16 protein-coding genes are annotated in these 26,438 nt (G+C 64.1%); 7 read left to right on the forward strand and 9 right to left on the reverse strand.

Going from position 1 to position 26,438, the window contains the following annotated elements; all coding sequences use genetic code 11:
* Positions 1-183 precede the first annotated feature (183 nt).
* Both ABWK72_RS01970 and ABWK72_RS01975 read left to right on the forward strand, forming a co-directional pair.
* The gene (locus tag ABWK72_RS01970) at positions 184-3,702 is read left to right on the forward strand and encodes a PSD1 and planctomycete cytochrome C domain-containing protein (RefSeq protein WP_367873100.1); all 3,519 of its coding nucleotides are present in this window, start codon (positions 184-186) and stop codon (positions 3,700-3,702) included.
* A 4-nt stretch (positions 3,703-3,706) separates the two neighbouring features.
* Complete coding sequence (locus ABWK72_RS01975) at positions 3,707-5,155, forward strand: DUF1501 domain-containing protein (RefSeq protein WP_367873101.1); 1,449 nt, start codon at positions 3,707-3,709, stop codon at positions 5,153-5,155.
* Positions 5,156-5,209: 54 nt separating this feature from the next.
* Here ABWK72_RS01975 and ABWK72_RS01980 read toward each other — a convergent pair whose 3' ends face one another.
* From ABWK72_RS01980 to ABWK72_RS02010, 7 genes are all read right to left on the reverse strand, one after another.
* Positions 5,210-10,129: a chitobiase/beta-hexosaminidase C-terminal domain-containing protein gene (locus tag ABWK72_RS01980; protein WP_367873102.1), complete on the reverse strand. Its 4,920-nt coding sequence runs from the start codon at positions 10,127-10,129 to the stop codon at positions 5,210-5,212.
* Positions 10,130-10,619: 490 nt separating this feature from the next.
* Positions 10,620-12,269: a PepSY domain-containing protein gene (locus ABWK72_RS01985; protein ID WP_367873103.1), complete on the reverse strand. Its 1,650-nt coding sequence runs from the start codon at positions 12,267-12,269 to the stop codon at positions 10,620-10,622.
* Positions 12,266-14,356, reverse strand: a complete 2,091-nt coding sequence (locus ABWK72_RS01990; protein ID WP_367873104.1) for a G8 domain-containing protein — start codon at positions 14,354-14,356, stop codon at positions 12,266-12,268. Before ABWK72_RS01990 ends, ABWK72_RS01985 begins: the two co-directional genes overlap by 4 nt.
* Before the next feature lie 47 nt (positions 14,357-14,403).
* Positions 14,404-16,551 (reverse strand): TonB-dependent siderophore receptor, encoded by a 2,148-nt coding sequence (locus ABWK72_RS01995; protein ID WP_367873105.1) that lies wholly within the window; start codon positions 16,549-16,551, stop codon positions 14,404-14,406.
* A 309-nt stretch (positions 16,552-16,860) separates the two neighbouring features.
* Complete coding sequence (locus ABWK72_RS02000) at positions 16,861-19,113, reverse strand: DUF6797 domain-containing protein (RefSeq protein WP_367873106.1); 2,253 nt, start codon at positions 19,111-19,113, stop codon at positions 16,861-16,863.
* Positions 19,114-19,310: 197 nt separating this feature from the next.
* Positions 19,311-20,063 carry a TIGR02206 family membrane protein gene (locus ABWK72_RS02005; protein WP_367873107.1) on the reverse strand — a complete coding sequence of 251 codons (753 nt, stop codon included), beginning with the start codon at positions 20,061-20,063 and terminating at the stop codon, positions 19,311-19,313.
* A 499-nt stretch (positions 20,064-20,562) separates the two neighbouring features.
* On the reverse strand, positions 20,563-21,729 hold the full coding sequence (locus ABWK72_RS02010; protein ID WP_367873108.1) for a redoxin family protein: 1,167 nt from the start codon (positions 21,727-21,729) through the stop codon (positions 20,563-20,565).
* A gap of 136 nt (positions 21,730-21,865) precedes the next feature.
* Here ABWK72_RS02010 and ABWK72_RS02015 point away from each other — a divergent pair, with 136 nt between their 5' ends.
* From ABWK72_RS02015 to ABWK72_RS02035, 5 genes are all read left to right on the forward strand, one after another.
* Entirely contained in the window at positions 21,866-22,546 is a 681-nt protein-coding gene (locus ABWK72_RS02015; protein ID WP_367873109.1) for a DUF4272 domain-containing protein, read from the forward strand.
* A gap of 162 nt (positions 22,547-22,708) precedes the next feature.
* Positions 22,709-23,557, forward strand: coding sequence for a restriction endonuclease (locus ABWK72_RS02020; protein ID WP_367873110.1), 849 nt, complete (start codon positions 22,709-22,711; stop codon positions 23,555-23,557).
* A gap of 115 nt (positions 23,558-23,672) precedes the next feature.
* Complete coding sequence (locus tag ABWK72_RS02025; RefSeq protein ID WP_367873111.1) at positions 23,673-24,464, forward strand: sterol desaturase family protein; 792 nt, start codon at positions 23,673-23,675, stop codon at positions 24,462-24,464.
* Between the two features lie 3 nt (positions 24,465-24,467).
* A complete protein-coding gene (locus ABWK72_RS02030; protein WP_367873112.1) occupies positions 24,468-25,253 on the forward strand; it encodes a hypothetical protein in 786 nt (261 codons plus the stop codon).
* Positions 25,254-25,402: 149 nt separating this feature from the next.
* Entirely contained in the window at positions 25,403-25,807 is a 405-nt protein-coding gene (locus tag ABWK72_RS02035) for a DUF4259 domain-containing protein (protein ID WP_367873113.1), read from the forward strand.
* 77 nt (positions 25,808-25,884) lie between these two features.
* Here the strand turns inward: ABWK72_RS02035 and ABWK72_RS02040 are convergent, their stop codons facing one another.
* Entirely contained in the window at positions 25,885-26,202 is a 318-nt protein-coding gene (locus ABWK72_RS02040; protein WP_367873114.1) for a hypothetical protein, read from the reverse strand.
* On the reverse strand, positions 26,183-26,389 hold the full coding sequence (locus tag ABWK72_RS02045) for a hypothetical protein (protein ID WP_367873115.1): 207 nt from the start codon (positions 26,387-26,389) through the stop codon (positions 26,183-26,185). Before ABWK72_RS02045 ends, ABWK72_RS02040 begins: the two co-directional genes overlap by 20 nt.
* Positions 26,390-26,438: the final 49 nt, after the last annotated feature.

Here is a 26,438-nt window from a genome sequence, read left to right on the forward strand (position 1 = left end):
CCGGGTTTCCGCCCGGATGCTGTCCTACAAGTGGAATGGCTCCGCAGAGCTTGCAAGTAGATCAAAGCTCCCAGCCTATTTGGGTGTTTCGGACCCTCCCTGTTCCTATAGGTAGATCCGTGAAAGGCATTCAGGTAGCTTAGGGTATTCGCCGCGTCTGCGGTCTCACCTCATTTCTTTGTTTTGAAAGTCCTCTTCCTGTCCTGCTGCCTTCCGCTGCTTGCTCTCGCTCCTCTCGGAGCCGCTGAGACCGAACACGTGGATTTCAGCAAGGACGTGCGGCCGATCCTCTCGAACCGCTGCTTCAAGTGCCACGGTCCGGATGAAGGCACGCGCAAGGGCGAGCTCCGTCTGGACCTCAGCGCCGCCGCTCTGGGCAAGGGCGAGTCCGGGAAGATCGCGATCGTCCCGCACAAGCCGGACGAGAGCGAGTTGATCAAGCGGCTGTCCTCCACCGATCCGGAGGAGATCATGCCGCCCGCGAGCGCGAAGATGGAGATGTCCGACCGCGAACGCGAGATCCTGCGCCTGTGGATCGCCCAAGGCGCGGAATACAAGGATCACTGGGCATTCGTGCCGCCGGTGAAGGCAGCGCTGCCAGCCGGAGACACGCAGAATCCGATCGATCAACTGGTGGGCAAGCGCCTCGCGGCCGGGACGCTGAAGCCCTCCCCGGAGGCCGGCAAATACCAGATCATCCGCCGGGTGTCGTTGGACCTCACCGGCCTGCCACCTTCGCCGGAAGAAACCCAGGCATTCGTCAACGACACCGCCCCGGACGCCTACGCGCGTCTGGTCGACCGCTTGCTCGCCTCGCCCGCCTACGGCGAACGCTGGGCCCGCCGCTGGATGGACCTCGCCCGCTATGCGGATACGAACGGCTACGAGAAGGACCAGGAGCGCAGCATCTGGCCATGGCGCGATTGGGTGATCCGCTCGCTCAACCAGGACATGCCCTTCGATCAATTCACGATCCGGCAGCTCGCCGGGGACATGCTGCCGGATGCCACGCCCGATGACATCGTCGCGACCGGCTTCCACCGGAACACGATGCTCAATGAAGAAGGCGGCATCGATCCGCTGGAATTCCGCTACCACGCGATGACGGACCGCGTGGCCACGACCGGCACCACTTGGCTGGGCATGACGGTAGGCTGCGCGCAGTGCCACACCCACAAGTACGATCCGATCCTGCACACGGAGTATTTCCAGCTGATGGCCTTCCTGAATAACACGGAAGAGATCAACTATCAGCTCCCCGATCCAACCCTGCCCCAGCGTCAGGCCGCCCGGGACAAGGAGGTCGCCGATCTCATCGCCGGCCTTCCGGATAAATGGCCCGCGCCCGCCCCGCCGGCGGCCACCTTGGCTTCCGTCGAAACCGGCACCGGAGAGAAGGCGCAGATCCTGCCCGACCAATCCGCGCTCTTCACCGGCCCCGGAGCGAACAAGGACACCTACACCCTTTACTTCGATACCCAGCAGCGCGTGATCGATCGTATCCGTTTGGATGCCCTGGCTGATGCAGGGATCGTCTCCGGTGGCCCGGGACGCACTTCCCACGGCAACTTCGTGCTGAGCGAAATCCAGGTCTTCACCCGCGCGGACCGGGCGGGCGCGGCATGGGAACCCGTCGAACTCGCCAGCGCGACCGCCGAAGTGGAGCAGCCCGGATTCCCGGCATCCGCGGCGATCGACGGCAAGCCCGACACCGGCTGGGCGGTCCAGAAGGACGGCGTGCCGATCAAGGCGGACAAGGATGCCACCTTCACTTTTAAGACACCGGTCGCCGCCGATCGCTCGCCTCACTTCATGGTGAAGCTGGTTCAGGAATACGGCGGCTCGCACACCATCGGCCGTGTCCGTCTTTCCGTGAGCGGCCCGGAGAAAGCGCAGCGCGGCACGGAGGATGCCGTGAAGCTCGCCTTCGACTCATGGCTCACCAAAACCCGCGCCGGGACCGTGCCGTGGACCATGCTCAAGCCGGCGAAGATGGACTCGAATGTTCCCGTGCTCACGCTGGAGAGTGACAAGTCGGTCTTCGTCTCCGGGGACACCACGAAGGACGACCGCTTCGTCCTCAGCTTCGACAATCCGCCCGCCGGTCTTGCGGCGATCCGGCTCGAAGCGCTGGCCGACAAGCGCCTGCCCGGCAATGGGCCCGGCAGGACCTACTACGAGGGTCCGAAGGGGGACTTCCTGCTCTACGACATCATCGTGAAGGCCGATGGCCGCGAGCTCAAAATCGCCACCGCGACCGCCAGCAACAACGGCAATCCCACGCTCGCCTTCGATGACCAGGACCTCACCGGCTGGGGCCCCGGCGGCCGCATCGGTGAAGACTGCCAGGCCATCTTCAATCTCGCCGAGCCCGTGCCCGCCGCGCGCCAGCTCACCGTCGAGTTGCGGATGGGCCGCCACTACGCCGCCACGCTCGGAAAGTTCCGCCTCTCCGCCACCACCACGCCGGGCAAGGCACCCGCCCGCATCCTGCCCGAGGGCATCGAGGAAGTCCTCGCCAGCGGTGATGCCAGCAAGATCGCCGGCGAGCATGACCGGCTGTTCCGCCACTTCCTGCTGAATACCCCGGAACTCTCCAAGCACAGCAACCCGATCCGCTCGATGCTCAGGCCGCTCTCCTCCACGCCCACTCTGGCGATGGTCGAGCGCGATCCACAGCACCCGCGCCAGACCTTCCGCCACAACCGCGGCGAGTTCATGCAGCCTGCCGAAGCCGTCCATCCGGACGTGCCCGCCTTCCTTCCGCCGATGGATCCAAAGGAGCCGAAGAACCGTCTCGGCTTCGCGCGCTGGCTCGTGTCACGCGGCCATCCGCTGACCGCACGCGTCACCGTGAACCGCCAGTGGCAGGCCTTCTTCGGCAGCGGTCTGGTGAAGACCTTGGACGACTTCGGCTTCCAAGGCGAGATGCCGAGCAATCAGGAACTCCTCGATTGGCTGGCCGTGGACTTCATGGAGCAGGGCTGGTCGATGAAGAAGCTCCATCGCCTGATCGTCACCAGCGCCACCTACAAGCAGAGCTCGAAGCTCACGCCGGAACTCCTCGAAGCCGACCCACAGAACCGCTTGCTCGCCCGCGGCCCCCGTGTCCGCGTGGAGGGCGAGATGATCCGGGATCTCTCGCTCAGTGCCGCCGGGCTGCTTTCGCACAAGATGTATGGCCCCTCGGTCAGGCCGCCGCAGCCGAACAGCGTCACGGAAGCCGCCTACGGCGGGATGTCATGGCCAGTCAGCCAAGGAGAAGACCGCTACCGCCGCGCGCTCTACATCTTCACCAAGCGCTCGGCCCCCTTCGCGTCCTCGATCACCTTCGACGCCCCGACCGGTGAAGCCTGCATTGCCCGCCGCGAGAACGCGAACACGCCGCTGCAATCGCTCGTGCTTCTCAATGACGAGGTCTTCTTCGAAGCCGCCCAAGTCCTCGGCAAGAAAGTCGCCGCTCTCTCCGCCACGCCCGAGGAGAAAGCGATCTACACCTTCCAACGCTGCCTCACCCGTCCTCCCGAGGCCAGCGAGGTCGGCACCTTGGTAGCGTTTCACAAGAGCCAGCTCGACCGCCTGGCCAGAGGCGAGCTGAAGACCAGCGAGCTGATGCCCGCGGGCTCGACCGACGATGAAGCCGCCTGGATGACGGTCGCCCGCATCCTCCTCAATCTCGACGAGACCATCACCAAGAACTGATCCGATGAACTGCCACAACTCACTTTTCGCAGGGCAGCATCTGCCGGGCAATTCGGTCAGCCGCCGCTGGTTCCTCCGCGAGTGCGGGCTCGGCGTCGGTAAGATGGGTCTTGCCGCCTTGATGGGGGATTCGCTCATCCAGACCCTCTCCGCATCACCCGCACCGATCGGCGCGAACTACCGCGGCAAGGCCAAGTCCGTGATCCATCTCTTCATGGCCGGCGCGCCCTCGCAGCTCGATCTCTTCGACCCGAAGCCGGAGCTCGCGAAGCTCGATGGCAAGCCCCTGCCGGCCTCCGTCACCAATGGCCAGCGGCTCGCCTTCATCCGGCCGGACGCCGCGGTGATGTCGTCCCGCTTCAAGTTCGCGCAGCACGGCCAGAGCGGCGCATGGGTCAGCGAACTCCTACCCCACACGGCCAAGATCGCCGATGATCTCTGCTTCGTGAAGTCGGTCAAAACCGACCAGTTCAACCACGCACCCGCCCAGATCTTCTTCAATACCGGCTTCCTCCAGCCCGGTCGCCCCAGCATCGGCTCCTGGGTCACTTACGGCCTGGGCTCGATGAACGAGAATCTCCCTTCTTTCGTCGTCCTCAGCACCGGTGCCGGCGTCAGCGGCGGCGCGGCCAATTGGTCCAGCGGCTTCCTGCCGACCGTCCATTCCGGCGTGCGCTTCCGCAATTCCGGCGATCCGATCCTCAATACCGCCAGCCCGCGCGGCGTCGATGACAAGCTCCAGCGCGATACGATCAACGCCACCGCCGAGCTCAACCGGATGCAGCTCGATACCGTGGGCGATCCCGAGATCTCCACGCGCATCGCCGCGCACGAAATGGCCTTCCGTCTCCAGCACAGCGCTCCCGAACTCACGGACCTCTCCGGCGAGACCGAGGCGACCCTGAAGATGTACGGCATCGACGACATCAAGAAGCCCACCTACGCCCGTGCCTGTCTGCTCGCGCGGCGCATGGTCGAGCGCGGCGTGCGCTTCATCAATATCTACCATGAAGGTTGGGACGCTCACTCCGACCTCGCCGGGAATCACAGCAACATGTGCAAGGCCACCGACCAGGCCAGCGCGGCCCTCGTCACGGACCTGAAGCAGCGCGGCCTCCTTGATGAGACCCTCGTCGTCTGGGGTGGTGAATTCGGCCGCACCCCGATGGTCGAAACCAACCCGACGCTCGGACGCGCCCTCGGCCGCGATCACCACCCGTCCGCCTTCACCGTGTGGATGGCCGGCGGCGGCATCAAGGGCGGCCAGAGTTACGGCGAAACCGACGCCCTCGGCTACCACGTCGTCGACAAGCCCGTCCACGTTCACGACCTCCAGGCCACCATCCTGCATTGCCTCGGCATCGATCACGAACGTCTCACCTACCTCTACGCCGGCCGCCATTTCAGGCTGACCGACGTTCACGGACACGTGGTGAAGGACCTGATGGCGTAATCCACGAAAGGCAGGGACCGCTCGGAGAGCGATCCCTGCCATCGCGATTCGCGCCTACCTCTGCACCACCCGTAGCCGGAAGAAGCGCTGGGACTCGGAGAACGATGTCTCGATGACGATCCAGCCATTGTCGCGTTCCCTCGCAAAGTCGTGGCGCGAATCGAACAGCACCTCGGCGTTGCCCCAATTCCCGAGCTCGCTCGTCGCCTCGACCACGCAGTCGATGTCGTCGCGGCCGGGATCGAAGGGGAATCGGAATTGCCAGCGATCATCGAGACGGGCGAGCCGTGGCAGGCCCTCGCTCGGGTCATCGCCGGAGCCAAGGCCCAATGCATAGCGGAGCAGGTTCGGAATGCCGCCGTGCCGCGGGTCGGCATCGGGGCCGCCGATCAGGGGCGAGTTGCGATCGCTTGCGACCGGGAACGCGAGCCCTTGCCATGCCGCGAAGGAGGCCGGTGCTGCCCCGAGCCGGACCTCGACGATGCGCCCTGTCACCGGGCCGCTGCCGAAGTCGGCCGACTCGGGCATCGTGGCGACCTGTGCGCTCGGAACCAGCGACCAGCCCGGACCATTGGCTTGATAAACCTCGCACGGGGTCGCGTGCAGCACCGCGGCCAGATCGACATCGGATGGCGCGAAAAGCACACCGCGGAAGCTGCTGCCGGGATTCGGAAGGTAGATCCGGCAGGACTTCGGCGGCACGGCGATGGCATCCACGGACAGCAGGCCATTGCCCGCTGCCCAAGGTACGAGGTAGGACGGCGATCCCGGGTTTGCGAGCACCGCGGTAATCACGGTGCCGTTCAAGGTCGGGGCTGTTAGAATATTCCCGTCCAGCTTGAGGGTGCCGCTTCCGGCAAGCGGGCCGGTGCTGCCGTGGCCGGTGAGGGTGCCGCTGATGCCCAGGCTCACGGACGAGCCGAGAGGTCCGGAAAGTTCGAGGCTGCCTTCGGAGACGGTCACGGCTCCGGTGAAGCCGCTGTTGTCGCCACTCAGACTCAGGATGCCGCTGCCGGATTTCGACAAGGCACGCGAGACCGGCACCAGCGGTTCGGAAAGTCCGAGGCGATTGAGCGGGCCCTCGACATGGATTCCCGCCGCCGCGGTGAGTTCGACGGGGAAGGCAAGGATGGCGTGGTTCCCGTCGCTACCGGGATCGTAGCGGAGCGCTCCGAGCCTGCCGAACTCGGGGCCGCCGGGGGTGGTGGGAATGAAGGGGCTGCGACCGTTGCCCGCAATCGCGAGCGGGATGTCGAGGCCATAGTAGCGCAGCTCCCCGGGGTCGCTGCCCGAGGTCAGGCGGAGCTGCCCGCCCGGGCTCACGGAGACCGCGGAGGCGAACGGCGGGGTCGCCGGCCCGGTGAGTTGCAGCACGCCTTCCTGAATCAGGAGGGGACCGGTGAAGTATTTGCCGTCCCCGGTCATGGTGGCGATGCCGGGGCCGGTCTTGCGAATCCCTCCGGGGCCGCTCCAGGGTCCACGCAGGCGCAGCGCCCCATACTCCTGATCTCCACCGAAGTGGTTGACCTGCACTTCGAGGCTGGTCGCAAGCACGTTGCCCGCGTTGACCTCGAGCTCGACGTAACCCAAGCCGGTGCCATCCGACTGGAGAAGCGCATGCTTGCCACCGCCATTGAAGGTGAGGGTATTTCCCGTGAGCTGGTCGCGGACACGGTTGCGGAACAGGTCGTCGGTTCCGGTGAAGCGGACGCTGCCGATGGTGACCGGCGCACGCAGGCTGATATCGCGATCGGCGGCGGTGGGGGCGTGGACCAGCGCGCGCTCGCCGGGGGCGTTCGGGTAGGGCGTGGTGGTCCAGTTGGGGTTCGATGACCAGTCCGCGCTGCCGCCCGGCAGGAATCTCGTTTCGGGCAGGACGGTGTAGAATTCCGATTCTGTTAGAGCGCTCCACGTTCCTCCGCTGAGGACTCGCGCCTTGAGCGTCTTCGGCCCGTTGAGCGTCAGAGCGGACGAGTAGGGGAGGGCACTGGCCGAGACTGCGGCGCTGACCGGCGCGCGCGGATCGCTGCCATCGAGCGTGTAGTAGATGGTGCCGGCACCCGCCGTGATGGTGATGGTTTGCCCGGCGGTGATCTGGCCGCCATGCTGGCTGAGGGCCGGGGCATTGACCGCCGGGTAAAGGTTGGCCGTCTTGAGCTGCGCCAGCACGTTCGTGGTGCGGGCCGGGAAGTAGCTATTGAGCAGCCGGTCGCGCTCCGCGATCCAGTGGGTATCGACCGTGTAGACCGGCGAAGGCCCGTCATAGTCGAGGATCGTGTTACGGTAAGCGCCCCAGCGGGCCTGCTCGCCGAAGGCCGCGATCCTGACCTTTGACGCCTGGAATGAGAAGCGCTGGGCGAGGAGAGCGGGGGTCAGCGTGCCGCCGTTGAAGAAATGCTTCTGGACGCGGTCGGCGAAGCGCAGGCGGAACTCCGCATTCTGGCGCAGTGCCATGTAGAGCACGCCGGGATTGTCATGGGCGAAGTCGCTATCCGGCGGCGTGGTCCTGCCGGAGGTGACGCTTTCCATGGTCTTCTCCGCGTCCCAGACGAAGAAGCGGTAGCCCGCCCCGGGCCGGCGCAGGCGGGTGGCGGCCCAGTTGTTGTCCGGCCAGTCCTGATTGGACCCCCAGATGTTGAGCAGCATGTAGTCGATGAAGGGGTCGATCTCGAGATACTGTTGGATCGCCGCATACTGCGCGGGCGTGGCGAGCCCGGCCTGGGCGATGGCGCGCATGGCGTTCCAGGCGATGTTATCGCCGCTGACCACGCCGTTGTGATTCATCGCGTCGTAGTCCTCGGGCTCTCCGCCGTAGTTGGTGGCGGAGAAGGCCGCATCGGGCTTCTCCGAGGGATTGTAGATGCCCCAGTATTTCCCGTTGATGTAGAGGTGGACGAAGTTCCCGTGCGAGGCCACTCCACCGTTCATCAAGGCTTGGGTATCGCGCATGAACTGGTCGCGGAAGAGGATGCCTCGGGCCCGTTCCGAGGTCGCGATGTGGACCCAGGAGTTGTTGAAGTTCCCGCGCAGGACCAGCGTGTTGAAGTCGGCCAGGGCGGTGCCGCCATCGGCCAGCACCGGGGCGCGCAGCCGGCCTTCGCCAAGCTCGCCGCGGAAGTGCAGGCGCATCGTCTTCTTCGGCGTCTTCGCGAAGAAGCGGCTGGCCCCGCCGTGGATGCTCAGCCCGGCGTCGATCTGCGTGTCGAAGGAGCGGCTCGGGCTCATCCACTCGGCGGAGACGATTTTCTCGTAAGGCGTCTCCGGGTTCGAGTAGACGCCGGAGGGTCCGAAGGCGTCCGCCGTCGAGAGCGAAAGGGACAGCGTGGGTAGCGCGGAAAGCGCCGTCTTCATCCTGGCCGCGTAGCCCGCCTGCTGCGTCGTGGCCGGGTCCATGCCATAGCTGATCGAAGAGAAATCGCCCCACTCCGCGGGATAGCCCGGCGGGGTGCCTTTCTGGCCCACGATGTCACTGAGGAAAAAGTACGAGCAGGTGGCGATCTGCCGGTTCGGCAGGGCACCGGTCTTGAAGGCTGCCGCCCGCACGATCCGGGTGGCCGCGATGGCAAGCGGGGCGGAGTAGGTGCTGCCGTTCGTTAGAGAAGGCTCGCTGCCATCCAGCGTGTAGCGCAGCGTCGCCGCCGGATCCGGGTGGGTGATCGCGAGTTGGAAGCTGGTCTCCTTGAAGCCGCGCGGCTCGGACAGCACCGGCTTGACCAGTGGCGCGCCGTAGGAAGTCGCACCATTCGGCTCGCCCGGTGTGGGCGTGGCAAACCAGACCAGCGCGCTGCCGTTCTCCGGGCTGCGCCCGCGGCTCGCGCCTTGCGGGATCTTGGCCGCGGGAACGAGATCCTCCGTCACTCCGCCCGGGCGGGTCAGCACCAGGTCCTCGCCGTTGGCATCGATGCTGAAGCTCGTGTGGATCTTCGGCACCAGCGGCAGCGTGGCCCCGGCCAGTACGTAGCGCGTGCCGAGGTGGATATCCAGGAATGCCAGCTCCGCCGCCGCCAGCGGGCGGTCGTAGAGCAGGACTTCCGCGATCTCGCCATCCAGGTTGCGGCCGGTCTTGGCGCTGCCGATGGCCATCTCCTGAAGCTGGGAAAGCAGCACCGTGCCGGGGCTCTGCGCCCGCGAGCCGATCAGCCGGCCGTTCTTGAAAAGGCGGGCCAGCGGCGCGTCCAGCGAGCCGGCCATCGTGGTCGAAAGCACCGACCACTCGTTACCCGCGACGGCGGCGGTCTTGCCGATGGGGCTCATCAATCCCGCCCGGAAGCGCGCCTCGCCATTCAGGTCGATCTCCAGCGCGGTGTCGGTGCTGCTGTCGCTCGCATTCCATGCGCCGAAGATGCCGGAGGGCGAGCCGGTGCCGGTCCACTTCGCCACGCTGTAGAAGGTGAAGTTGTGGAGGTTGAGCAGGCCGTTGAAGGGGGCCACCGGCAGGCGGAATGCTTGCGAGGAACTGCGGGTGAACTGGAAGGCCGGCTTGCCATTGAGGCGGTTGGTGCGGAAGACGGGACGGGTGGCGCTGGAAGGTGCGGTGCCGTGGTTGCCCCGTCCGCTGAGGTCGGTCCAGGTCGTCGTCGCCTCGCCGTTGGAGTGGCTTTCACCTTCCGCCCGCAGCCAGAGCACCAGGCCCGGAATGTCATCGGGAGAATCCGCGGTCAGCCCGCTGCCGGTGCCGCTGCGGTCCTTCCCCGAACACCAGACGAGCAGCCGTGCGCCCGGCCCGATGCTCACCGCGGGCAGCTTCCACTTGAAAGGGTCATCCTGCCGGTCGGAGAGTCCCCACCCCGCGAGATTCACCGCGGAGTTGCCGCGATTGAGGAGTTCGACCCAGTCCGAGGCATCGCCATCGTCGTCGAGCACGGTGGACTCGTTCGAGGACTGGATCTCGCTGATCACGACATCGCTTCTCGATGGGCTCGCGAATGCAAGCCAACCGACAAACGCCATGAGGGGGTGGCGCAGGGGAGACATGGGGGGTGTAACAGCCGGGAGGGGGAGGACCGCCCGTGGGTGGAGGGAGAATAGCCGGGAGGCTGGTGCGGGCAAGGTTCGAGTGCTCGCCCGGTTAGAAAAATCAGTTTGAATCTGCTGACAGTAAGCCTCTTACGAGTCAGCCTCGGGCGGGGCGGCCTGCTCTGGTTACCTTGCTGGCGGGTCTTCGGTTCGTTCCGGCGCGCCCAAGGAGATTCTTCCTGAATTCAATGCCTCTTCCGATCCATAAGCCCCCTTACCCCCATGCGGCCTTTGAAAAGCAGCGTGAGGAAGTGAGGGGGCATCGCCCAGGACCGTATTGACCGCCCGGTCCATCTTTTAAAGGCGGAGTGTAATCCGTCCGTGCTGTTGCAATGGTGCCGGAGCTTGGAACCACCCGGGAGCCACAAGAAAGGGCCGCCGGACCGGAGGGGCGGGAAAGCCCGTCGGGACTTCCAAGGATTAGCAGAAACGAGGGCTCTCGTCAACGTTATGGACCGCTCACCGGATGCGGACGAGCCAGATGCCGACGGGGACCAGCAGCAGCACCAGGAAGCCTCCGACCACGAGCCGGAGGGCAGTGGAAACGACCGGTGGCGGTGGCGGGTTCAGGCGGGTGCTGGAGCCGGAAGGCCGGGCAAAGGTGGCGGTGTGAATGCTGCCGTCCGTGGCTGCGATCTCCAGATGCAGGGGGGCGTCCCGGTTGAGGGGAGAAGTGAACAGCCAGCGCCGCGAGCCTTTGAGCGGTTGGAGGCTGGCGGGGCGCTGCGCATCGCCGGTCCAAGCGTAGGCAGGGCCATGGTTGGAATCGTCCTGGAAGCGGAAGCTGAAGGCCTGCTCGCTTTGGAAGGCCTCGACCTGCCAGGGGCCGACGGCGGAACTGCCGAGCGAATGCCGCGGGCCGGTATGGGCGGAACCTTGGATCTGCGCGCGGATGAAGCCGAAGGTGGAGACCGCGGCGAGGCTGATGATGGCGAGATTCAGGACCGAGCGCGGTGATCGACCACTTCCGGTTGTGGCGGAAGAAGCCGGCGTCCTCGCGCTTGCTCCGCAGCCACCAGATGACGGTGCCGGCGAAGATGCCAGCCGAGATCGAGAGACCGGCGACGGTCCAGATGATCTTGGTGGCATAGCCGCCGAAGCGTCCGAAGTGCAGGGGGTAGGACATCTCGGCGAGGCGTGCGGTCGGCGGCAGTTCATGGGCCTTCTCCAGCATCAGGATTTCGCCGCTGAAGGGATCGAGGTGGACTTGGTTCGCCATCTCTCCGGCAAGGATGGCGGGACCTTCGCCATAGAAGGCGACCGCGCTTGCCGGTGCAGTGCCGGTCGCGACTGCGCGGATCTTGAATTCCGGGAAGGCCTGCTCCGCCCGCTTCGCGAGTTCATCCAAGCTCAGGCGCTGAAGGAGCGGTGGCCGCGCCGCGCTGACCTCGGCCGGGATCCGGGGCAGGGGATCGTGGTCCGCGATCCCGAAGTCCTCCATCAAGCGGACCAGCAGATACCAGAAGCCGGTCACGGCGAAGAGGATCGCCAGCAGGAAAGACCAGACGCCTGCGAAGCGGTGCAGGTCCGACCAGAAGGCACGCTTGCCCTTGCCGATCCGCAGCCGCAGCAGGGCCTTCCACCAGCCCTTGAAGAACATCAGGCCTGTCAACGCCGAGAGCAGCAGCACGATCGAGAAAACGCAGACGATGACCCGTCCGTGGGGCCAGAAGTCGCCGCTCAGGATGTAGAGCTGCTTGTGGAAGATCCGGAAGAAGCCGCGCGCATTGAAGGTGGTGGTCTGGCCCTGCACGCGACCCGTGAAGGGATCGAGATAGACCAAGCGCTGGTCGGCGGGCGAGTAAGCGATGGTGGCTTGCCACGCGGAATTACGCTCCGCCGCGGCATCGAGGAAGGCGACCTCACCGCCGGGACAGGCTTGCTCTGTTAGATCGACCAGCCTTGTCCAGGAGAGGGGCCGCGCCGCCGGGTCGGGGGGCGGAGTCACCGTCATCGCCGGTTCGATCAGGCGGTCGATTTCCGGGCTCATCACGGCGAAGGAGCCGGAGAGGCAGATGATGAAAAGCGGCAGGCCGAGCGTGAGGCCCAGCCAGCCGTGAAACGCGAAGAGGCGCTTCTTCGTCAGCCAGGGAATCATCGCGGCACGCTGGCGGCTGCACCTGCAGGCGCCTGCTTCAAGGTTACCAAGTGCGGGCGCGGCTCGGTATTCCCGGCCATGTCGATGGCGGTGGCGCGCAGTTCGGCGGGGCTGGCACCGGGCAGTGTGATCGACCACTCGGCGAAGCCGGGACGTTCCGCTTTTGCCGGTAAACCGTTGACGGTGACTTTGCTCACCTCCCCGTTGTCGATGGTGCTGCCCTGGACGTGTAGCGAATCGCCGTTGCGGCCGATCCGCGTGATCACGCTCATGGGTGGCAGGTCGTCCACCGGGGTGAGTTGCGGGAAGGCGGGCTTGCCGTCCTTGAGGCCGATCTGCATGTCATCGCGCTCACCCATCGGGAAGAAGATCGCGGAGGAGGCGAAGCGGCCGAGCTTGAGATTGCGGTAGTCGTGGCGCGACATGATCGAGCGCCAGATTCCATACTGGCCGTCCTGCAGGTCCATGCCGTCGATCAGCATCGAGGGAGAGCCGCCGTGGAAGGACCAGTGCGCGTCCCAGACTTTCAGATTGCGGACGATGAAGGGGTGCTTGGAATCCGGGCCGATGCCATCGACATCGCCCTCCACGGATTCCGGCTGGTCGCCGTAGCCGCTGTAAGTCATGCCGCGCATGCCGCCGATATTCACGGCGAAGCGGCGCATGGCATGGGCTTCGTTGTCATCGAAGCGGATGAAGGGCACGGTGCGCAGGTCCTGCTGCCGGGTGCTGCCATCGGCCTGGGGAATCGGCAGGACCGGATCGAAGGTCGCCGTCTTCTCGGTCTCGAAGCGGAAGCCGTGCTGGTCGCATTCCACCGCAACATTGCGGGTGAAGGAATTCATCGAGTTCGCCCACCAGAAGCCCGCGCCGTCGTTGCGGTCGTAGGGCAGGGCCTGCTCGGGCAGGGGCGCGCCGACCATCGCCTGGATCGCGAGGTTGCGGTCGAGCACGTTGTAGGTCTCCAGGCCGTTTTCGAGGAAGAAGCCGTGGCCGGTGCTGCGGTAGCCGACGCAATCGCGGATGATCATGAACTGCGTGCCGTGCAGGGTGATCCAGCGGTTGTCGCTGTCCCAGACCGAGGCACCGATCACCGAGCTGCCGCGCATGGTATCTCCGGTGAGGTGGTAGTGGATCGGATAGCGGCCTAACAGACCCTTCTTCCCGAGGTGGCGGAACTCGGCGTAGCTGATCGAGCCCGAGGAGTAGCGGTGGTACATGGTGTGACCGCGCACGCCATCCGGGGTGGCGGATTCGATCACCACGTTCCGGCTCAAGTTGGCGACCTCCGCAGCGTAGCCATTGTTCGCGGCATGCGGCAGGGTGAGGCGGCGGTCGAGATTAAGGAGGATGCGCTTCTTCTCCCCGCGCGGGGCCATGGTCTCCGGCTCGAAGGCGGCGATGAGCGCCTCCTCGCTGGCCGGGCGTTCGGTGACGTGATCGGTGGAGTTCCCGGCGAAGGGCCGCTGGCGGTTGGTCGCGGTGATGACCACGCGGTCGCCGGCGCGCCAGCCATCGACGGCATCGGCGAGGTAGAGCTGGTTTTCACCGGGAGCCGCGGCGTCCGAGAGCTTCACCCAACTGCGGGTGAGCGGCGCGCCGTGAAGGTCCATCTGCCCGGCGACACAGACGATGGCGGGCATGCATTCCGGGTCATCGCCCTCGAAGTGGACGAGGCGGACGATGGCGGTGTGGCCCGCTTCCACCGGATGCTCCGTGCTGCCGATTTCCAGCGTGGGGCGGGGGACCGCGGGGTCCGGCATGGGCGGCAGATCGTGGCAATGGATCGCTCCTTCCTTCCACTCTTCCCCGGCCTCGATCCGGATCAGGCCGACGCAGAGACGGGTATCGCGGTCCGGAGCGAAGCGCAGCGCACCAGCGATGTGGATGACGTGGATCGCCGCGTCCGAATCGGTATCGTAGATGACCTGGTGGCCGCCGCGGATCTGCACGCGATCGCCCGCGTAGGGCACGGCTCCGCCATCCCAAGTCGCCTTGTCCGACCACGCTCCGCTGCGGGCGCTGCGGATGATCTTGAGCTCAGCTGCCGTTAGCGATGAACCGAGCGCCGCCAGAAGCAGGATCAAGGACCCGACCCTAAGCGGCGAAGCGATTGGAATGCGGAAATCTCTCATCAGAATTCATAGCCGATCGAACCCACCACGCCGAAGGGCGCACCCGGGTGCACGATGCTTTGGTCGCTCGCGCGCGGGTAGTATTCCTCGTCGGTGATGTTCTGGAAGTTGAGCTGGGTCTTGAAGGCTTGGCCATTCTCAAGCTCGTGGCGGTACCAGATGCCGGCATCGAAGAGCACGAAGTTGTCCAGCGTGACCTGATCGGCGAAGCTCGCCAAGCGCTCGCTCTCGAAGCGCACCCCGGCACCGAAGCCGAGACCCTTCAGCGTGCTTTCTTCCGCGAAATTGTAGGCCAGCCACAGGCGCGCGGCATTCAAGGGCACACCGCCCAAACGCCGCCCGACCATCGTTGGCGCTTCCGGATTCTCAAGCGTCTCGGTATCCGTGTAGGCGTAGTTCGCGACGATGCTGAGGGTTTCGGTGATCTTGCCGGTGATGTCCAATTCCACGCCGCGGCTCTGTTGCTCGACGCCCGGGTAGTAGGAGCTGATGTTGGTGTTGTTGAAGTAGGTGTTATCGAAGACCGCGACGTTCTGCTTCTCGATCTGGTAGGCGGAGAGGGTCGCGATCAGGCGGTCGTCGCAGAAGTCGAACTTGAAGCCGCCCTCGATCTGGTGGCCGGTGTGCGGCTCCAGGACCTGGCCGTTCTTATCCACGGTTTCGAGGGTCTGCGGACGGAAAGATTGACTGATGCTGACGTAGGGGGAAAGCCAATCGGCGACTTCGTAGAGCAGGCCGGCGCGGCCGGTGAGTTCGCTCTCCTCGCTGGAGGACGAAGCCGGCAGCGACTGCTGCTGGTCCACCCAATCGAAGCGGCCGCCGACGAGGAAGTGCAGGCGGTCATCGAGCGCGGACATCTGGTCCTGCGCGTAGAGGGCGGCCCATTCCATGTTACCCTTGATGTCCGGCACCGGGTTGCTGCCCGGTGGCGGGATGAAGCTGACATTCGGGAAGGGCGTGACCGGGACGTTCGGCGTGTTCACGCGAAAGCGGTCGAACTGCGACTCCTGACGGATGAGGTCGAGGCCGATCAGCGCGTTGTGCTTCACCGGGCCGGTGGTGAAATTCATCAGGAGGTCGGTTACGAATTGATATTCGTCATCGACGCGGGCCTCGTTCTGGTAGCGCTGGCGGACTTCGTATCCGCCGCCGGCAACAGGGGCCACGCCGCGATTGCGCAACGCTTCGTTCTCCGGCTCGGCGCGATGGAATTGCACGCGGCTGCGGAGGGTGAAGGTACCATTGAAGCGGTGCTTGAAATCCATGCCCGCGAAGGTGTCTTCCAGCGTGCGGCCGGCCAGGTGCGGATCGCCGAAGAAGGTCTCGATCGGCACCAGCGGGGTGCCGTCCGGAGCGACGGGAACGCCGGTATCGTAGGGCTGCTTTTCCTTGGTGTAGGCGAAGTCGAAGCCGAGCTCGGTATCGTCGGAAATGCGCCAGGTGATCGAAGGCGCGACGGCCACCCGTTCGACGTCCATGAAGTCGCGGAAGGACTCGGAATTCGTGTAGGCCGCATTCAAGCGGTAGAGGAAGCGGCCCTGCGAATCGAGCGGGCCGGTGGAGTCGATCGTGGTACGATAGTAATCGTAGCTACCGAAGGACTGCACGATCTCATGAAAGGGCGTGGCGAGGGGCCTCTTGGTATTGTAATTCAGCACTCCGCCCGGCTCCAGGCCGCCGAAGAGGATCGATGCCGGGCCCTTGATCACCTCCACGCTCTCGATATTGAACAGATCGACCGAGCCGACCTGGGTGGCGCGCATGCCATTGCGGAAGACGAAAGGTGCCTCGAAACCGCGGATCACGGGAAGGACTTCGGATTGGGCGTTGAGGGTGTTTCCGGATTCGAAGACGCCGCTGACATTGCGGAAGGTGTCCTTCAGGTTCTGCGCGGCTTGGTCCTGGAGCACTTCCTTGGTGACCACCGCGACCGATTGCGGGGTCTCGGAGAGCGGGACGTCGAGCTTGAGGAGGGAAGGGGCTTCGTTGATCGAGTATTCGGTCCTGGTCTCACGGTCTGCCGCGACGACGACGTCCTTGAGTTCCTCCGCGGGAGCTTGGACCGGATTCAAGGCGTCTTGGGCGGCGGTGCTGCCGGTGACCACGGCGGCTAGAAGGAGCGAGTGGCGCAGGTGGGGAGTTTTCATCTGGAAAAAGAGCGGCGGTGTCGCGGAAGGATTTGCGATTGAGACGGTCGAAACGCGCAGAGGCGGAGAATCTTGGGGGGGATTTCGTGACGTTTTGGCGGGAAGGTCTGTCTCCAGCGGCGGTCTTTGGGGCCGCGGCCCTCATCGGTGCTTCGTCCGCCTGAAGGCGGGACTACGTACCCTTGAGGGCGGGCTTTGAAGGACCGCTCTTGCTGCTTGCAAAACCGCACTCCTTACCCGCCCGCATAGGCAAAAAAAGAGGCCGGGCAACTCGCCCGGCCTCTTTGGAAATGATGCTGCGGAAGCGGCTTACTTCCCGGCCTTGCGGTAGGTGCCGTAGTATTCGCCCTTGATCACCTGACCGTCGCCGTCTTCGAGGTCCCAAGTCACCTTGAGGGTGTCGGAAGGCTTGTGACCGTCGAGGTCCAGCTCGACGGACTGGCCGTCCTTCGCCACGCGCACGGCCTTGACCTTGACCGTGTCGTGCTTGCGGTGGCCCTGCGATTCCTTCTCCTCCGCGTTCTTCTCGGCTTCGCGGTCCGGCTTGTCGACGGAGAATTCGCCGCTGCCGTATTGCTTGCTGCGGACGTAGTTCCAGCGCTCGGAGGTGTAGCTTTCCGGATCGGCAGCCAGTTCGGGATCGAGCGACTTCTCGAAGTGGATGCGCACGCCGGTCTTGGTGAACTCGACCTTGTCCGGGACCGGGATGGCCACGCCCTTGTTGTAGCGGATCCGCTGGAAAGCGGTCTCGCTGGAGGCATTCGTCTGCCAGCCGCGGAAGCCGCAGGTGTAGAGCGAGCCGTCCTTCGCGAAGCGCACGCGCATGGCGGAGGATTGCAGCGGGATCGGCAGCTTCACCACGCCGCCCTGAATCGTGCCATCGGCGAAGCTCGGCAGGACGCGGTAGAGCGTGGACTGGCCGTAGGAGCAGTGGATCAGCTCGCCGGGCTTGAGGCCGAAGGCGGCATCACCCTCCGGGACCCAGACCTGGGAACCGCCGGAATTGTCCACGCTCATCGGGAAGTAGCAGAGCGGCTCGTGGAAGGGCTTCTTCACGTCGTGCTTGCTCGGCTCGGTGCCGAGGAAGACGGGAAATTCCTTCGGCGTGAAGTAGTTCAGCTTGCAGCATGGCTGCCAGGTGCCCTCGTTCTCGCCGGTGGTGATTTCACCGTTCGGGCCGACGCCGAGGCCGCCGGGGGCGCGCAGGCCGGTGGCGATGACCTTGGACTTCGAGCCATCCGGCGAGATCTGCAGCACGGTGCCGTGGCTCGGGTAGATCTGATCGAAGCCGCGGCCGCCGCCTTTGACCGGTGAGGCCTTGCAGGTGTAGAAATTGCCGGCCTTGTCGGTCTGCAGTTCGAAGGCGAACTCGTGGAAGTTCGGTGAGACCGCCTCTTCGCGGAAGAAGGCCTCGTAGCGGTCGGCCTCGCCGTCGCCATTGAGGTCGGTCAGCTTGGTGATCTGGTCGCGGCCGTGGACGTGGACGATGCCATTGACGACCTTCAGGCCAAGCGGCTCGAAGAGGCCGGAGGCGAAGCGCTTCCAATTCAACTTCGACCAATCGCCCTTCAGGCCGGAGACGGTCCAGACGTCGCCATTCCAGGTGGAGATCGCGGCGGTGTCCTCATCGATGAAGTCGAAGCCGCTGAAGCGGATGTTCGACTTCCAGGGATTCTGGTCCGGCACGGTGAGGGTATCGGTGACCCAGGCCGCCTTGGTGTCGGTGGAGACATTCCCGGAGGTGGTGACGGTCTCCTTCCAGATGCCTTCGCCGCCCTTGGTGCGGGAGGCGAGATCGACCGGCTCGGGGGCCGCGCCGCCGCCGCCTTTGGTGTAGGCGATGGTGAAGGTCACGGCTGCACCGGAGGGCGAAAGCTTGGCGACCAGGCCTTCCTTGCTCTTGCCGAGGCTCGGGCCCTTGCCGCCGATGGTGAGAGAGGTGCCGCCTTTCAACTCGGCCTTGTCACCGCTGACGGTCAGCTCGTCTTCCGGGCCGGCGACGATGAAGCTGAGCGCTTGCTTGTGCGGGGCGATCTGGAATTGGCGGACGACGCCATTCGGGATCGATTCGAGCGACTCATAGACGACGGTGCCGAGGACTTCGTAGGAGAAGATGATCTTCGTGCCATCGCGGAAGTAGCCCTTAAACTTGGCGTGCTCGAGATTGCCCCAGCCGTGGAGCTCCTTGTCGCGCTTGTCGTCGAAGCTGCCGGAGGCATCGGCCCAGCCGGGACCGGCGGGGGTGGTGAAGAGTGCCTTGTCACCTTCATTGGTGATTCGGACGAGCTTGCCGTGATCGCCGGTCCAAGGCGTGCCGCCCCACTGGACGAAGCCCTTGTAGGCGGAGACAACGCGCAGGGTCTCGGTGTCGAAGAGCGCGCGGTTGCCATCGCCGAGGTCGACGAGGATGCCTTTGACGGCGGCGGCGCCTTCCTTGCCATTGATGGTGGCGGCGAAGGTATTGCTCCACGCCGGGCCGATTTGCATCTGCTCGAACCACTTGCCTTGTCCGAAGGCGGGTGCGGCGGTGAAGAGGGCGAGGGTGGTCAGGATGGATCGCATCGGAGCGGAATTCATGATCGGTTGCCGGAATCGGGATCGGGTTGCTGCTTGGGCAGAGCCTATACGCCCGCCTGAGGGGGCAGGTTTACGCCGAATCGTGTCTTGTTTTACAGGTGAAAATTTCTTGGCGGGTTTTGGGGGCGGGTGACGCTTTACTACTTTTGACGGAGGCCCTGCGGGCAGATCACCGATCCGCTTCAAACCGCAGGATCAATGTCTGCCACCGGCATTCCCCCGGTCGGGCGGGCGAAGGGCAGGAGCAGCAGGCCATACAGGGTGAAGGCCACCGCCTGAAGCGTCAGCAGATACCACGGATAAGGTCCCATGTAGTCGAACATCGTGCCGACCGCCGGTTTGCCGTTCAGGAAGCCGTAGTTGGCCCCCAGCAGGACGTTGATCAGCATCACTCCGCCCATGTAAACCCAGCTCCACATGATGGCCCGGCGGAAGGTGCCGGGCTGCGGGACGATGCGCGCGCCGAAGACCAGTGTCAGCGCCGCGACCGGCACGCCGCCATGCTGGAGGAAGAAGGCGTAGTATTCCGGCGTGTTCCAATCGAAATACAGGGTCGGCGTGATCAGGCCCTGGACGGTGCCGGCGACGCCCCACAGGTAGCCGATTTCGACCCAGCGGGGCCGCCGGGTGATCAAGGCGACGGCCAGCACCAGCGAAACGACATCGCACAAATAGAGCGGCAGGGCGGTCTCCCGGACGAGCCTGCCCGCGAGCGCCACGTCTTCCGCACCGCGGTAGCGCAGCCAGGTGAGGAGAGGATCGGCGGAAACGGCCAGCACCAGGATCACCGCAAGCGCGGTATTCGCCTGCTGCTTGCGGGCCTGCGTCACCCGCGGCGAGCGGTTCAGCCGGATCATGCCGGCCGCCGCCAGCACGGTGCAGATGATGGCGAACCAGTGCGAATCGCCGAAACATTCGAAAGCGCGTGTGTCCATGTGAGGTTATGGGCGGAGGTTGAGAGGTGAGAGGGTCGTGATTTTCATCACGGGCCATTACCGGGAGTGCCGGGTGGTTTCCGGCATCGATTTCTCTGATAGCAACATCGAGGGAAACGATGAATGGGTAGCGGGCTCAGATGGATAATCGCGGGCTTGCTCCGGAGCGGCGCAGCCGCCTTGGACTGCTGAGGCTTGCCACAGCCTTCGGCAGGAGGCTTGCCGACGGGGAAGCACGGGCAATTCCCGCATCACCCCTCCACGCGAACACCCCGGTAGCAAGCGCCGGCGCCGGAACCTGTGACCGCCCCCTACAAGGCAATGCGTCGGGCCACGCCCCTTGGAATATCGCATCTCCGGTCCCTCACGGCAGCGAGCTGCCTGCCGAAGGCTGTGGCAAGCCTCAGCACTCCAAGGCTGCGCCCAAAAAGAAAAGGCGGCCCACACAAGGCCGCCTCTCCGTTTAAAAATTAGTGCTTAGTAATTGGTAATTCGAGCCTCAAGGCGCTCCCGCCGCTTCCAGCGCCTTCACGATCTGCCTGCGCAGTTCCACCGCATCCACCTGGCCTTCGTGACGCCAGACGATCTCGCCTTTCGGCGAAAGCACCACGGTGTGCGGCTGCGCCCCGGTCCACTCCTTGTCGATCGCCTCGGCCAGCTTGTCGGCATTGTCGCCGGTGAAGAGGTAGTTGTTGGACTTGCGGCCTTCCTTGTCGACGGAGGGCTTGGTCTTGTCGGAGAGGGCGCAGGTCTGCTTCTGCAGGAACTTCTGGACCTTCGCCTCGTCCGCCGGGGGGTCCATGCTGATGGTGATGAAGTCGAAGTCGCGGTTCTGGAAGCGGCGGTAGGTATCGACCAGTTCCGGGAATTCGGCGACGCAGGGGCCGCAGGTGGTGGACCAGAAATTGATCACGCGGACATTGCCGGCGGCATTGGCGCGGAGCTTCTTGGCACCCTCGGCGTCGAGCTTGTCGACGGTCACGGTCTTGGCTTCCCAGTTCTTCTGGTCCTTCTCGCGCCAGGCCTGTTTCCACTTCCACTTGGTCGAGCAGCCGAAGGAACGGGTGACCGGCTCCGCCACCGGCTTGCCGGCCAGGATCGAGTCGAGGGCGTTCTTCACGTAGCTCTTCTCGACCGGGCCCTTCTTGCGGGCGGCATCGTCCATGCGGCCGGTGTAGGCCAGCTTGCGGTCCGCGCCGAAGATGAAAACGTGCGGGGTGGACTGCGCGCCGACGGCGGCGGTCAGGGTCTGGGTCTCGCCATCGAAGAGGTAGGGCATGGTGAAGCCGCTATCCTTCGCGAAGGGGGTCATCTCCTCGAAGGTATCGCCATGGGCGCCGTAGCCGAGTTCGTCCGGGGTCAGGCCCATCGGGCTGCTGCTATTGATGCAGACCACCGCCACGCCCTTGTCCTTGTAGGCCTGGTGGATCTCCTCCATCCGCGGTGCCGCGGCAATCGCGTCCGGGCAATGGTTGCAGGTGAAGATCAGGCACAGCACCTTGGCATCGGCATACTCGCTGAGGCTGTGGGTCTTGCCATCAATGCTCTTGAGCGAGAAGTCCGGCACCGGCTGCCCGATCGCCAACACCGGTGGGGTCGGGGGATCAGCGGCAAAGGTGGTTCCAGCCGTGGCGGCGACGGCGAAGGTGAGGAGAAGGGATTTCATGGGATTGGCTCGGTCTCTTGCGGAGGTGGAAATGGAATGCCGCGCATCGCAGCGGGATTTTGCTGGGAGGGCAAGGATCGAGGAAAATTCCCGCTGTCCACGGCATCGCGACGCAAAGTCTGACGGGGAATTCCATTTGCTCGCCGAAATCTTCGGTTCAAACTCCGGTCTCCTTGCCATTCTGCCGATGATCGATCCCCAGCAAGTTAAAGAGGATAATACCGCGCTGCTCCGATCTTGGGGATTTCCCGTGAATGATTTCCTGCCGACCCTTGAGGAAGAGGAGGACCTCTCACCGCCATCTGCTGTTGATGTGGCCCGGCGGTGTGTGATCCTGAATCATGTAATCGGAATCGGCTTCGGAGGCGACGCCGGCGAACTCTGTGCGGCGGTGAAGCAATACGACCTCTTTGACGCGGCTTCGGAGCACGAGCGTAAGCTGCTGGAAAGCGCTACCCACACCCAGCAAGAGCTCATCGATGCCACTTGGTGGATCGAATGTGTACAAAGCTTGGCATGGTGCCTCGGATTGGCGGAGTTGCCGCATCTTCGTGAAGCAGACGAGGACTTGGCGTCCAAGTTTCCTGCCCCCTACACGGACCCCGCTGCATTCATCGCGTCTGCGGCGCTACGGCCCTTTGAGGAAATCTATCGTGAGGCCGATCTGCACTACCGGCTTCATTGGGCGACTCGCGCCGCGAGGCTTGGCGGTCCTGAGGTTCCGCTTGGGGAGGGCCTGATCCGCGAACGCCGCAAGGCTCTTGATTGGGTGATCGGCGTGGAGACCGACTGGGATGAGGTGCCGGGGGATACCTGAAGTGGGGAAGTCTGCCGCGTATTGCCAACTCTGGCAAAGACCCAGATCATTGATTCGACGTGAGTCTCTTTGCTCGACAATCCAGGCTTACAAATCCTTTTCTCTCTCGCCACGGATACCAAAAATCCAGATCTCTGCGTGAGTAACATTCGACCCATCGACATGCGTTTTCTGGATGAGGTTTTCCAGATGGGCGGAGGCTACGTCCTCGATTTTAGTGACAGGACCATGCGCGAGTTCTTCGCGGACGAACTGAATGTCGATATTGATGATCCTGCGTATTCTGCAGATGGAAGATCCAAGGCGAAGCGTCTGAGGTGTTTTCTTAGGACAGTTGATTTACTCGCTGCTACACGAGCGATAAATGCGTTGTGGGAATACCGCGAAGTGTTGCGTCAGCAGAATGGAGGGGCTGAGAGTGTCGTGAATGCAGCGGGTCGCTTGCTGGAATTGGTGGCCCGGTTGAATGGTTCAAAGAATGAAGACTTTTCAGGGCGAGGTTCACCCCCGATTCAGGCGTTTGCTCGAGAGCATTTTGTCCGTCTCAAAAGCGCTTTGTGGGAAATTTTCAAACTCGATCCCCAAGCGAAAGGCTACGCGTTTGAAAAATTTCTAAAGGAGCTTTTCGACTCTTTTGGCCTAAATGCTAAGGAACCCTTTAGGATTCGAGGCGAACAGATTGACGGCAGTTTCATCCTCGCGGCCCATACGTATCTCGTAGAAGCAAAATGGCAGGCTCAACCGACAGGAGCGGCCGATCTGCATGTTTTCCAAGGTAAATTAGATCAGAAGGCGTCGTGGGCTCGAGGTCTATTCATTAGCTATAGTGGATTCACTGCGGAGGGATTGGATGCGTTTGGGCGAGGTAAGAAGGTGATCTGCATGGACGGCGGCGATTTGAATGAATGCCTGCAACGGGAGGTTCCTCTTTCCGAGCTTTTGGATCGGAAGGACAGGTGGGCAGTGGAGACTGGTCGCCCCTACGTTCCGTTTAATGAGCTTTTCAGGTAAGCGGAAAATCCGCGCGGGCAGCCGCAGTGTTGTAGTAGTCCGACCATGAACTGGACCTTGCTTCTGCTGAGTGTCAGAATCCTGTTGCCTTGGATTCACTGATACAGCTCCAACCATGAGTAACCCACCCCTGCTCGACCCCCTCCTGGAGTTCTTCCAGTCGGTCTCGCGCACCTCGTTCTCGCTGGCGGTGCGGTATGCGCTGCTGGCGGGGATCGTGTCCTTGCTGGCGTATCGGATCTTCTACCGGCGCTGGAAGCACCGGAAGGTGGTGCGGAAGTTGCCGGCGGGCTCGGAGATCCGGCGGGAGATGATTTACTCGGCGAGCTCGATGCTGATCTTCGCGGCGGTGGGGGTGCTGACCATCGTGCTGGCGAAGGAGGGCTGGACGCAGATCTACTTCAAGCGCGGGGAGTATCCGGTGGCGTGGTTCTGGGGCAGCGTCGTGTGCGCGATCGTGATCCACGACACCTGGTTCTACTGGAGCCATCGGCTGATGCATCATCGCAAGCTCTTCCGCTACTTCCACCGGGTGCACCACCTGTCCCACAATCCGAGCCCGTGGGCGGCCTATGCCTTCGATCCGGCGGAGGCGCTGGTGCAGGCGCTGATCTTCCCGCTGGTGCTGGTGATCATGCCGATGCATCCGGCGGCCTTCGGGATCTTCATGCTGTGGCAGATCATCCACAATATCCTGGGCCACACGGGCTTCGAGATCTACCCGCGCTGGCTGATGGATTCCTGGCTGGGCAAGATCCTGAACACCCCAACCAACCACGCGATGCACCACGAGAAGCTGCGCGGGAACTACGGGCTCTACTTCAATGTCTGGGACCGCCTGATGAAGACGAACCACGCGGAGTATGAGAAGCGCTTCCGGGAGGTGACGGGGCGGACGAAGGAGTAAGCGATGAAACCGCGCAGCTCATCCATCGCCTTCCTGGCATGCCTCGGCGTGGTGATCGCCGGCATCATCCTGTGGATGTTTCCCGCCGAATCCCCACGGGAGGGAAGCGATTCCGCAGCCTCTCGCGCCGCGAAGAGCGATGGACGCGCACCGACGAATGATCCCCATGCCGCCGAACGGGCGGCAACCCGGCGGGCAAGGGAGGCGCTGCGCGAGGATCCGCGGCTCAAGGCCATTTGGGTGGAGGGCAGCTTGGAAAACGCGGCGATGAGGGATCTTTTGGAGCCCTTCAATCCCTCGGAACTCCGACGGATGCTGGACAATGGAGGGGAGAATGAATGGAAGCTGACCGGCTTGTTGATGCGGGCCGGTGCGGAGAAACACCCGGGATTTCAAGACCTGCTGGCACGGCCGGAACTCAGGGCGAACCCCGCGATGGATATGGCACTGTGTGCCTATGACTACTCCTTGAATGGCAACCGCGAGGCGCTCGAGCGGATCGTGGCGGCTTACCGGGCGGCGGGTGCCGCCGGAGAAGGTCGCTGGAATGATCCCGCATGGCAGGCGCTGGAGTGCGTGGATGAATGGGATCTCGCGAAGCAGGCGCTGCTGTCTCACCCGATGGGCTCGGGAGGGGACTCGGATTTCGACCCGCAGCTTTCCTTCTGGCTGACCCGCCGCTACCTCTTCCCGATGAACCGGGATTTTCCCGAGGATTATGATCGCTTCACAGAAGACCTGATCCGGAGACAGGGGCAGGGAGATGCGCCCGAGGCAAAGGAGCGCTAGTAGCCGACGGGGCCCTCTCAGGAGCGGGTGCCATTCTCGGCGGTTGTCATGGACGCTTTGCTTCGCGCATGCTTTGAGGATGGATCGGGGAGCGGCCGAGGAGCCTTTCGCCGCGGTCCATCAAATCAACCAATCAACACACGACGATCATGGGTGCATGGGATGCCACGAGCTTCGGGAACGACACGGCGAACGACTGGGCTTGCGACCTGGAGGATCACGACGACCTCTCCTTCCTCGAATCCACCCTTCAGGTCGTGCTTGACGCGGGAGATGACTACCTGGACTCGGACGCAGCTTGCGAGGCGATCGCGGCGGCGGAAGTGGTGGCCTTCCTCCGCGGCCATGCCGCGCCGGTGGATGCCTACACCGAGAAGATCGCCGAGTGGGTGACCGCCCACGCGTTGGAAGCTCCCGATAGCCTGGTGAAAATGTCACTGGACGCGCTCGATCGCATCCAGCGCCCGCCTTCCGAACTGCCCGAGCTATGGGAAGAAGATCCCGAATGGATCGCCGCGATGGACGATCTGCGCAAGCGGCTGAAGATGGGGTGAGGAAACTCTGAAAGGGAGCGGGGCATTCCTATTCCTGTGCGCCGGTCCTGTGCCAGCGACAGTAAGGTCGCTGCTCCTTAGGCGATGCGCTTCCAGACGTCGCAGGGGTGGCCGTGCCTGAATTTGGCGGCAGGGTGAGGGCTGCGTTCGAAGAGCCAGACGGGTTGGGCAGGGTCGAAGGATTCGGTGTCGAAGGGGTCATCCCGGCCGGGTTGGTAGCGCTGGACGCCGCCGAGGCCCCACCATTCGAAGATGAAGGCGGGGTATTCCCAATCTCCGATGCGGCACTTCGCAGGGGATCCGGCACAACGCGGCGGGGCGAACTGGGGCGCAGTGGCGGTTTCCTGAGCGGCGGAACCGGCTGCGGCGGGGGCTTTAGCGCGGGAGGCTTTCATCATCCTCGCGGTCGGTGGTTGCGGGAGCGGTGGGGAGCTGAATGATGTTGGTCGGGATCGCGCCGGGGCGGGGGAAGCGCGGATTGGGCCCGCGATACCATGCGGCCACGGGTTGAGGGGGAAGGGCCTCACGGGAGATCTTTTCGCGGCGGTAGCGCTTCCAAGGGATATCGAGGTCGTCTTGCATGTGTGTTCATTAGAACACTATTGCGATGGATGTCAAGACGAGGACTTGC

The organism is Luteolibacter sp. Populi (assembly GCF_040801775.1).
Lineage (GTDB): Bacteria > Verrucomicrobiota > Verrucomicrobiia > Verrucomicrobiales > Akkermansiaceae > Haloferula.

What these genes read in the sequence shown, in the direction of transcription:
- ABWK72_RS01975 (WP_367873101.1), top strand. Translation starts at nt 3,707, where the DNA reads ATGAACTGCCACAACTCACTTTTCGCAGGGCAGCATCTGCCGGGCAAT.
- ABWK72_RS01980 (WP_367873102.1), bottom strand. Translation starts at nt 10,129, where the DNA reads ATGTCTCCCCTGCGCCACCCCCTCATGGCGTTTGTCGGTTGGCTTGCA.
- ABWK72_RS01985 (WP_367873103.1), bottom strand. Translation starts at nt 12,269, where the DNA reads ATGATTCCCTGGCTGACGAAGAAGCGCCTCTTCGCGTTTCACGGCTGG.
- ABWK72_RS01995 (WP_367873105.1), bottom strand. Translation starts at nt 16,551, where the DNA reads ATGAAAACTCCCCACCTGCGCCACTCGCTCCTTCTAGCCGCCGTGGTC.
- ABWK72_RS02000 (WP_367873106.1), bottom strand. Translation starts at nt 19,113, where the DNA reads ATGCGATCCATCCTGACCACCCTCGCCCTCTTCACCGCCGCACCCGCC.
- ABWK72_RS02005 (WP_367873107.1), bottom strand. Translation starts at nt 20,063, where the DNA reads ATGGACACACGCGCTTTCGAATGTTTCGGCGATTCGCACTGGTTCGCC.
- ABWK72_RS02010 (WP_367873108.1), bottom strand. Translation starts at nt 21,729, where the DNA reads ATGAAATCCCTTCTCCTCACCTTCGCCGTCGCCGCCACGGCTGGAACC.
- ABWK72_RS02020 (WP_367873110.1), top strand. Translation starts at nt 22,709, where the DNA reads ATGCGTTTTCTGGATGAGGTTTTCCAGATGGGCGGAGGCTACGTCCTC.
- ABWK72_RS02025 (WP_367873111.1), top strand. Translation starts at nt 23,673, where the DNA reads ATGAGTAACCCACCCCTGCTCGACCCCCTCCTGGAGTTCTTCCAGTCG.
- ABWK72_RS02030 (WP_367873112.1), top strand. Translation starts at nt 24,468, where the DNA reads ATGAAACCGCGCAGCTCATCCATCGCCTTCCTGGCATGCCTCGGCGTG.
- ABWK72_RS02035 (WP_367873113.1), top strand. Translation starts at nt 25,403, where the DNA reads ATGGGTGCATGGGATGCCACGAGCTTCGGGAACGACACGGCGAACGAC.
- ABWK72_RS02040 (WP_367873114.1), bottom strand. Translation starts at nt 26,202, where the DNA reads ATGAAAGCCTCCCGCGCTAAAGCCCCCGCCGCAGCCGGTTCCGCCGCT.
- ABWK72_RS02045 (WP_367873115.1), bottom strand. Translation starts at nt 26,389, where the DNA reads ATGCAAGACGACCTCGATATCCCTTGGAAGCGCTACCGCCGCGAAAAG.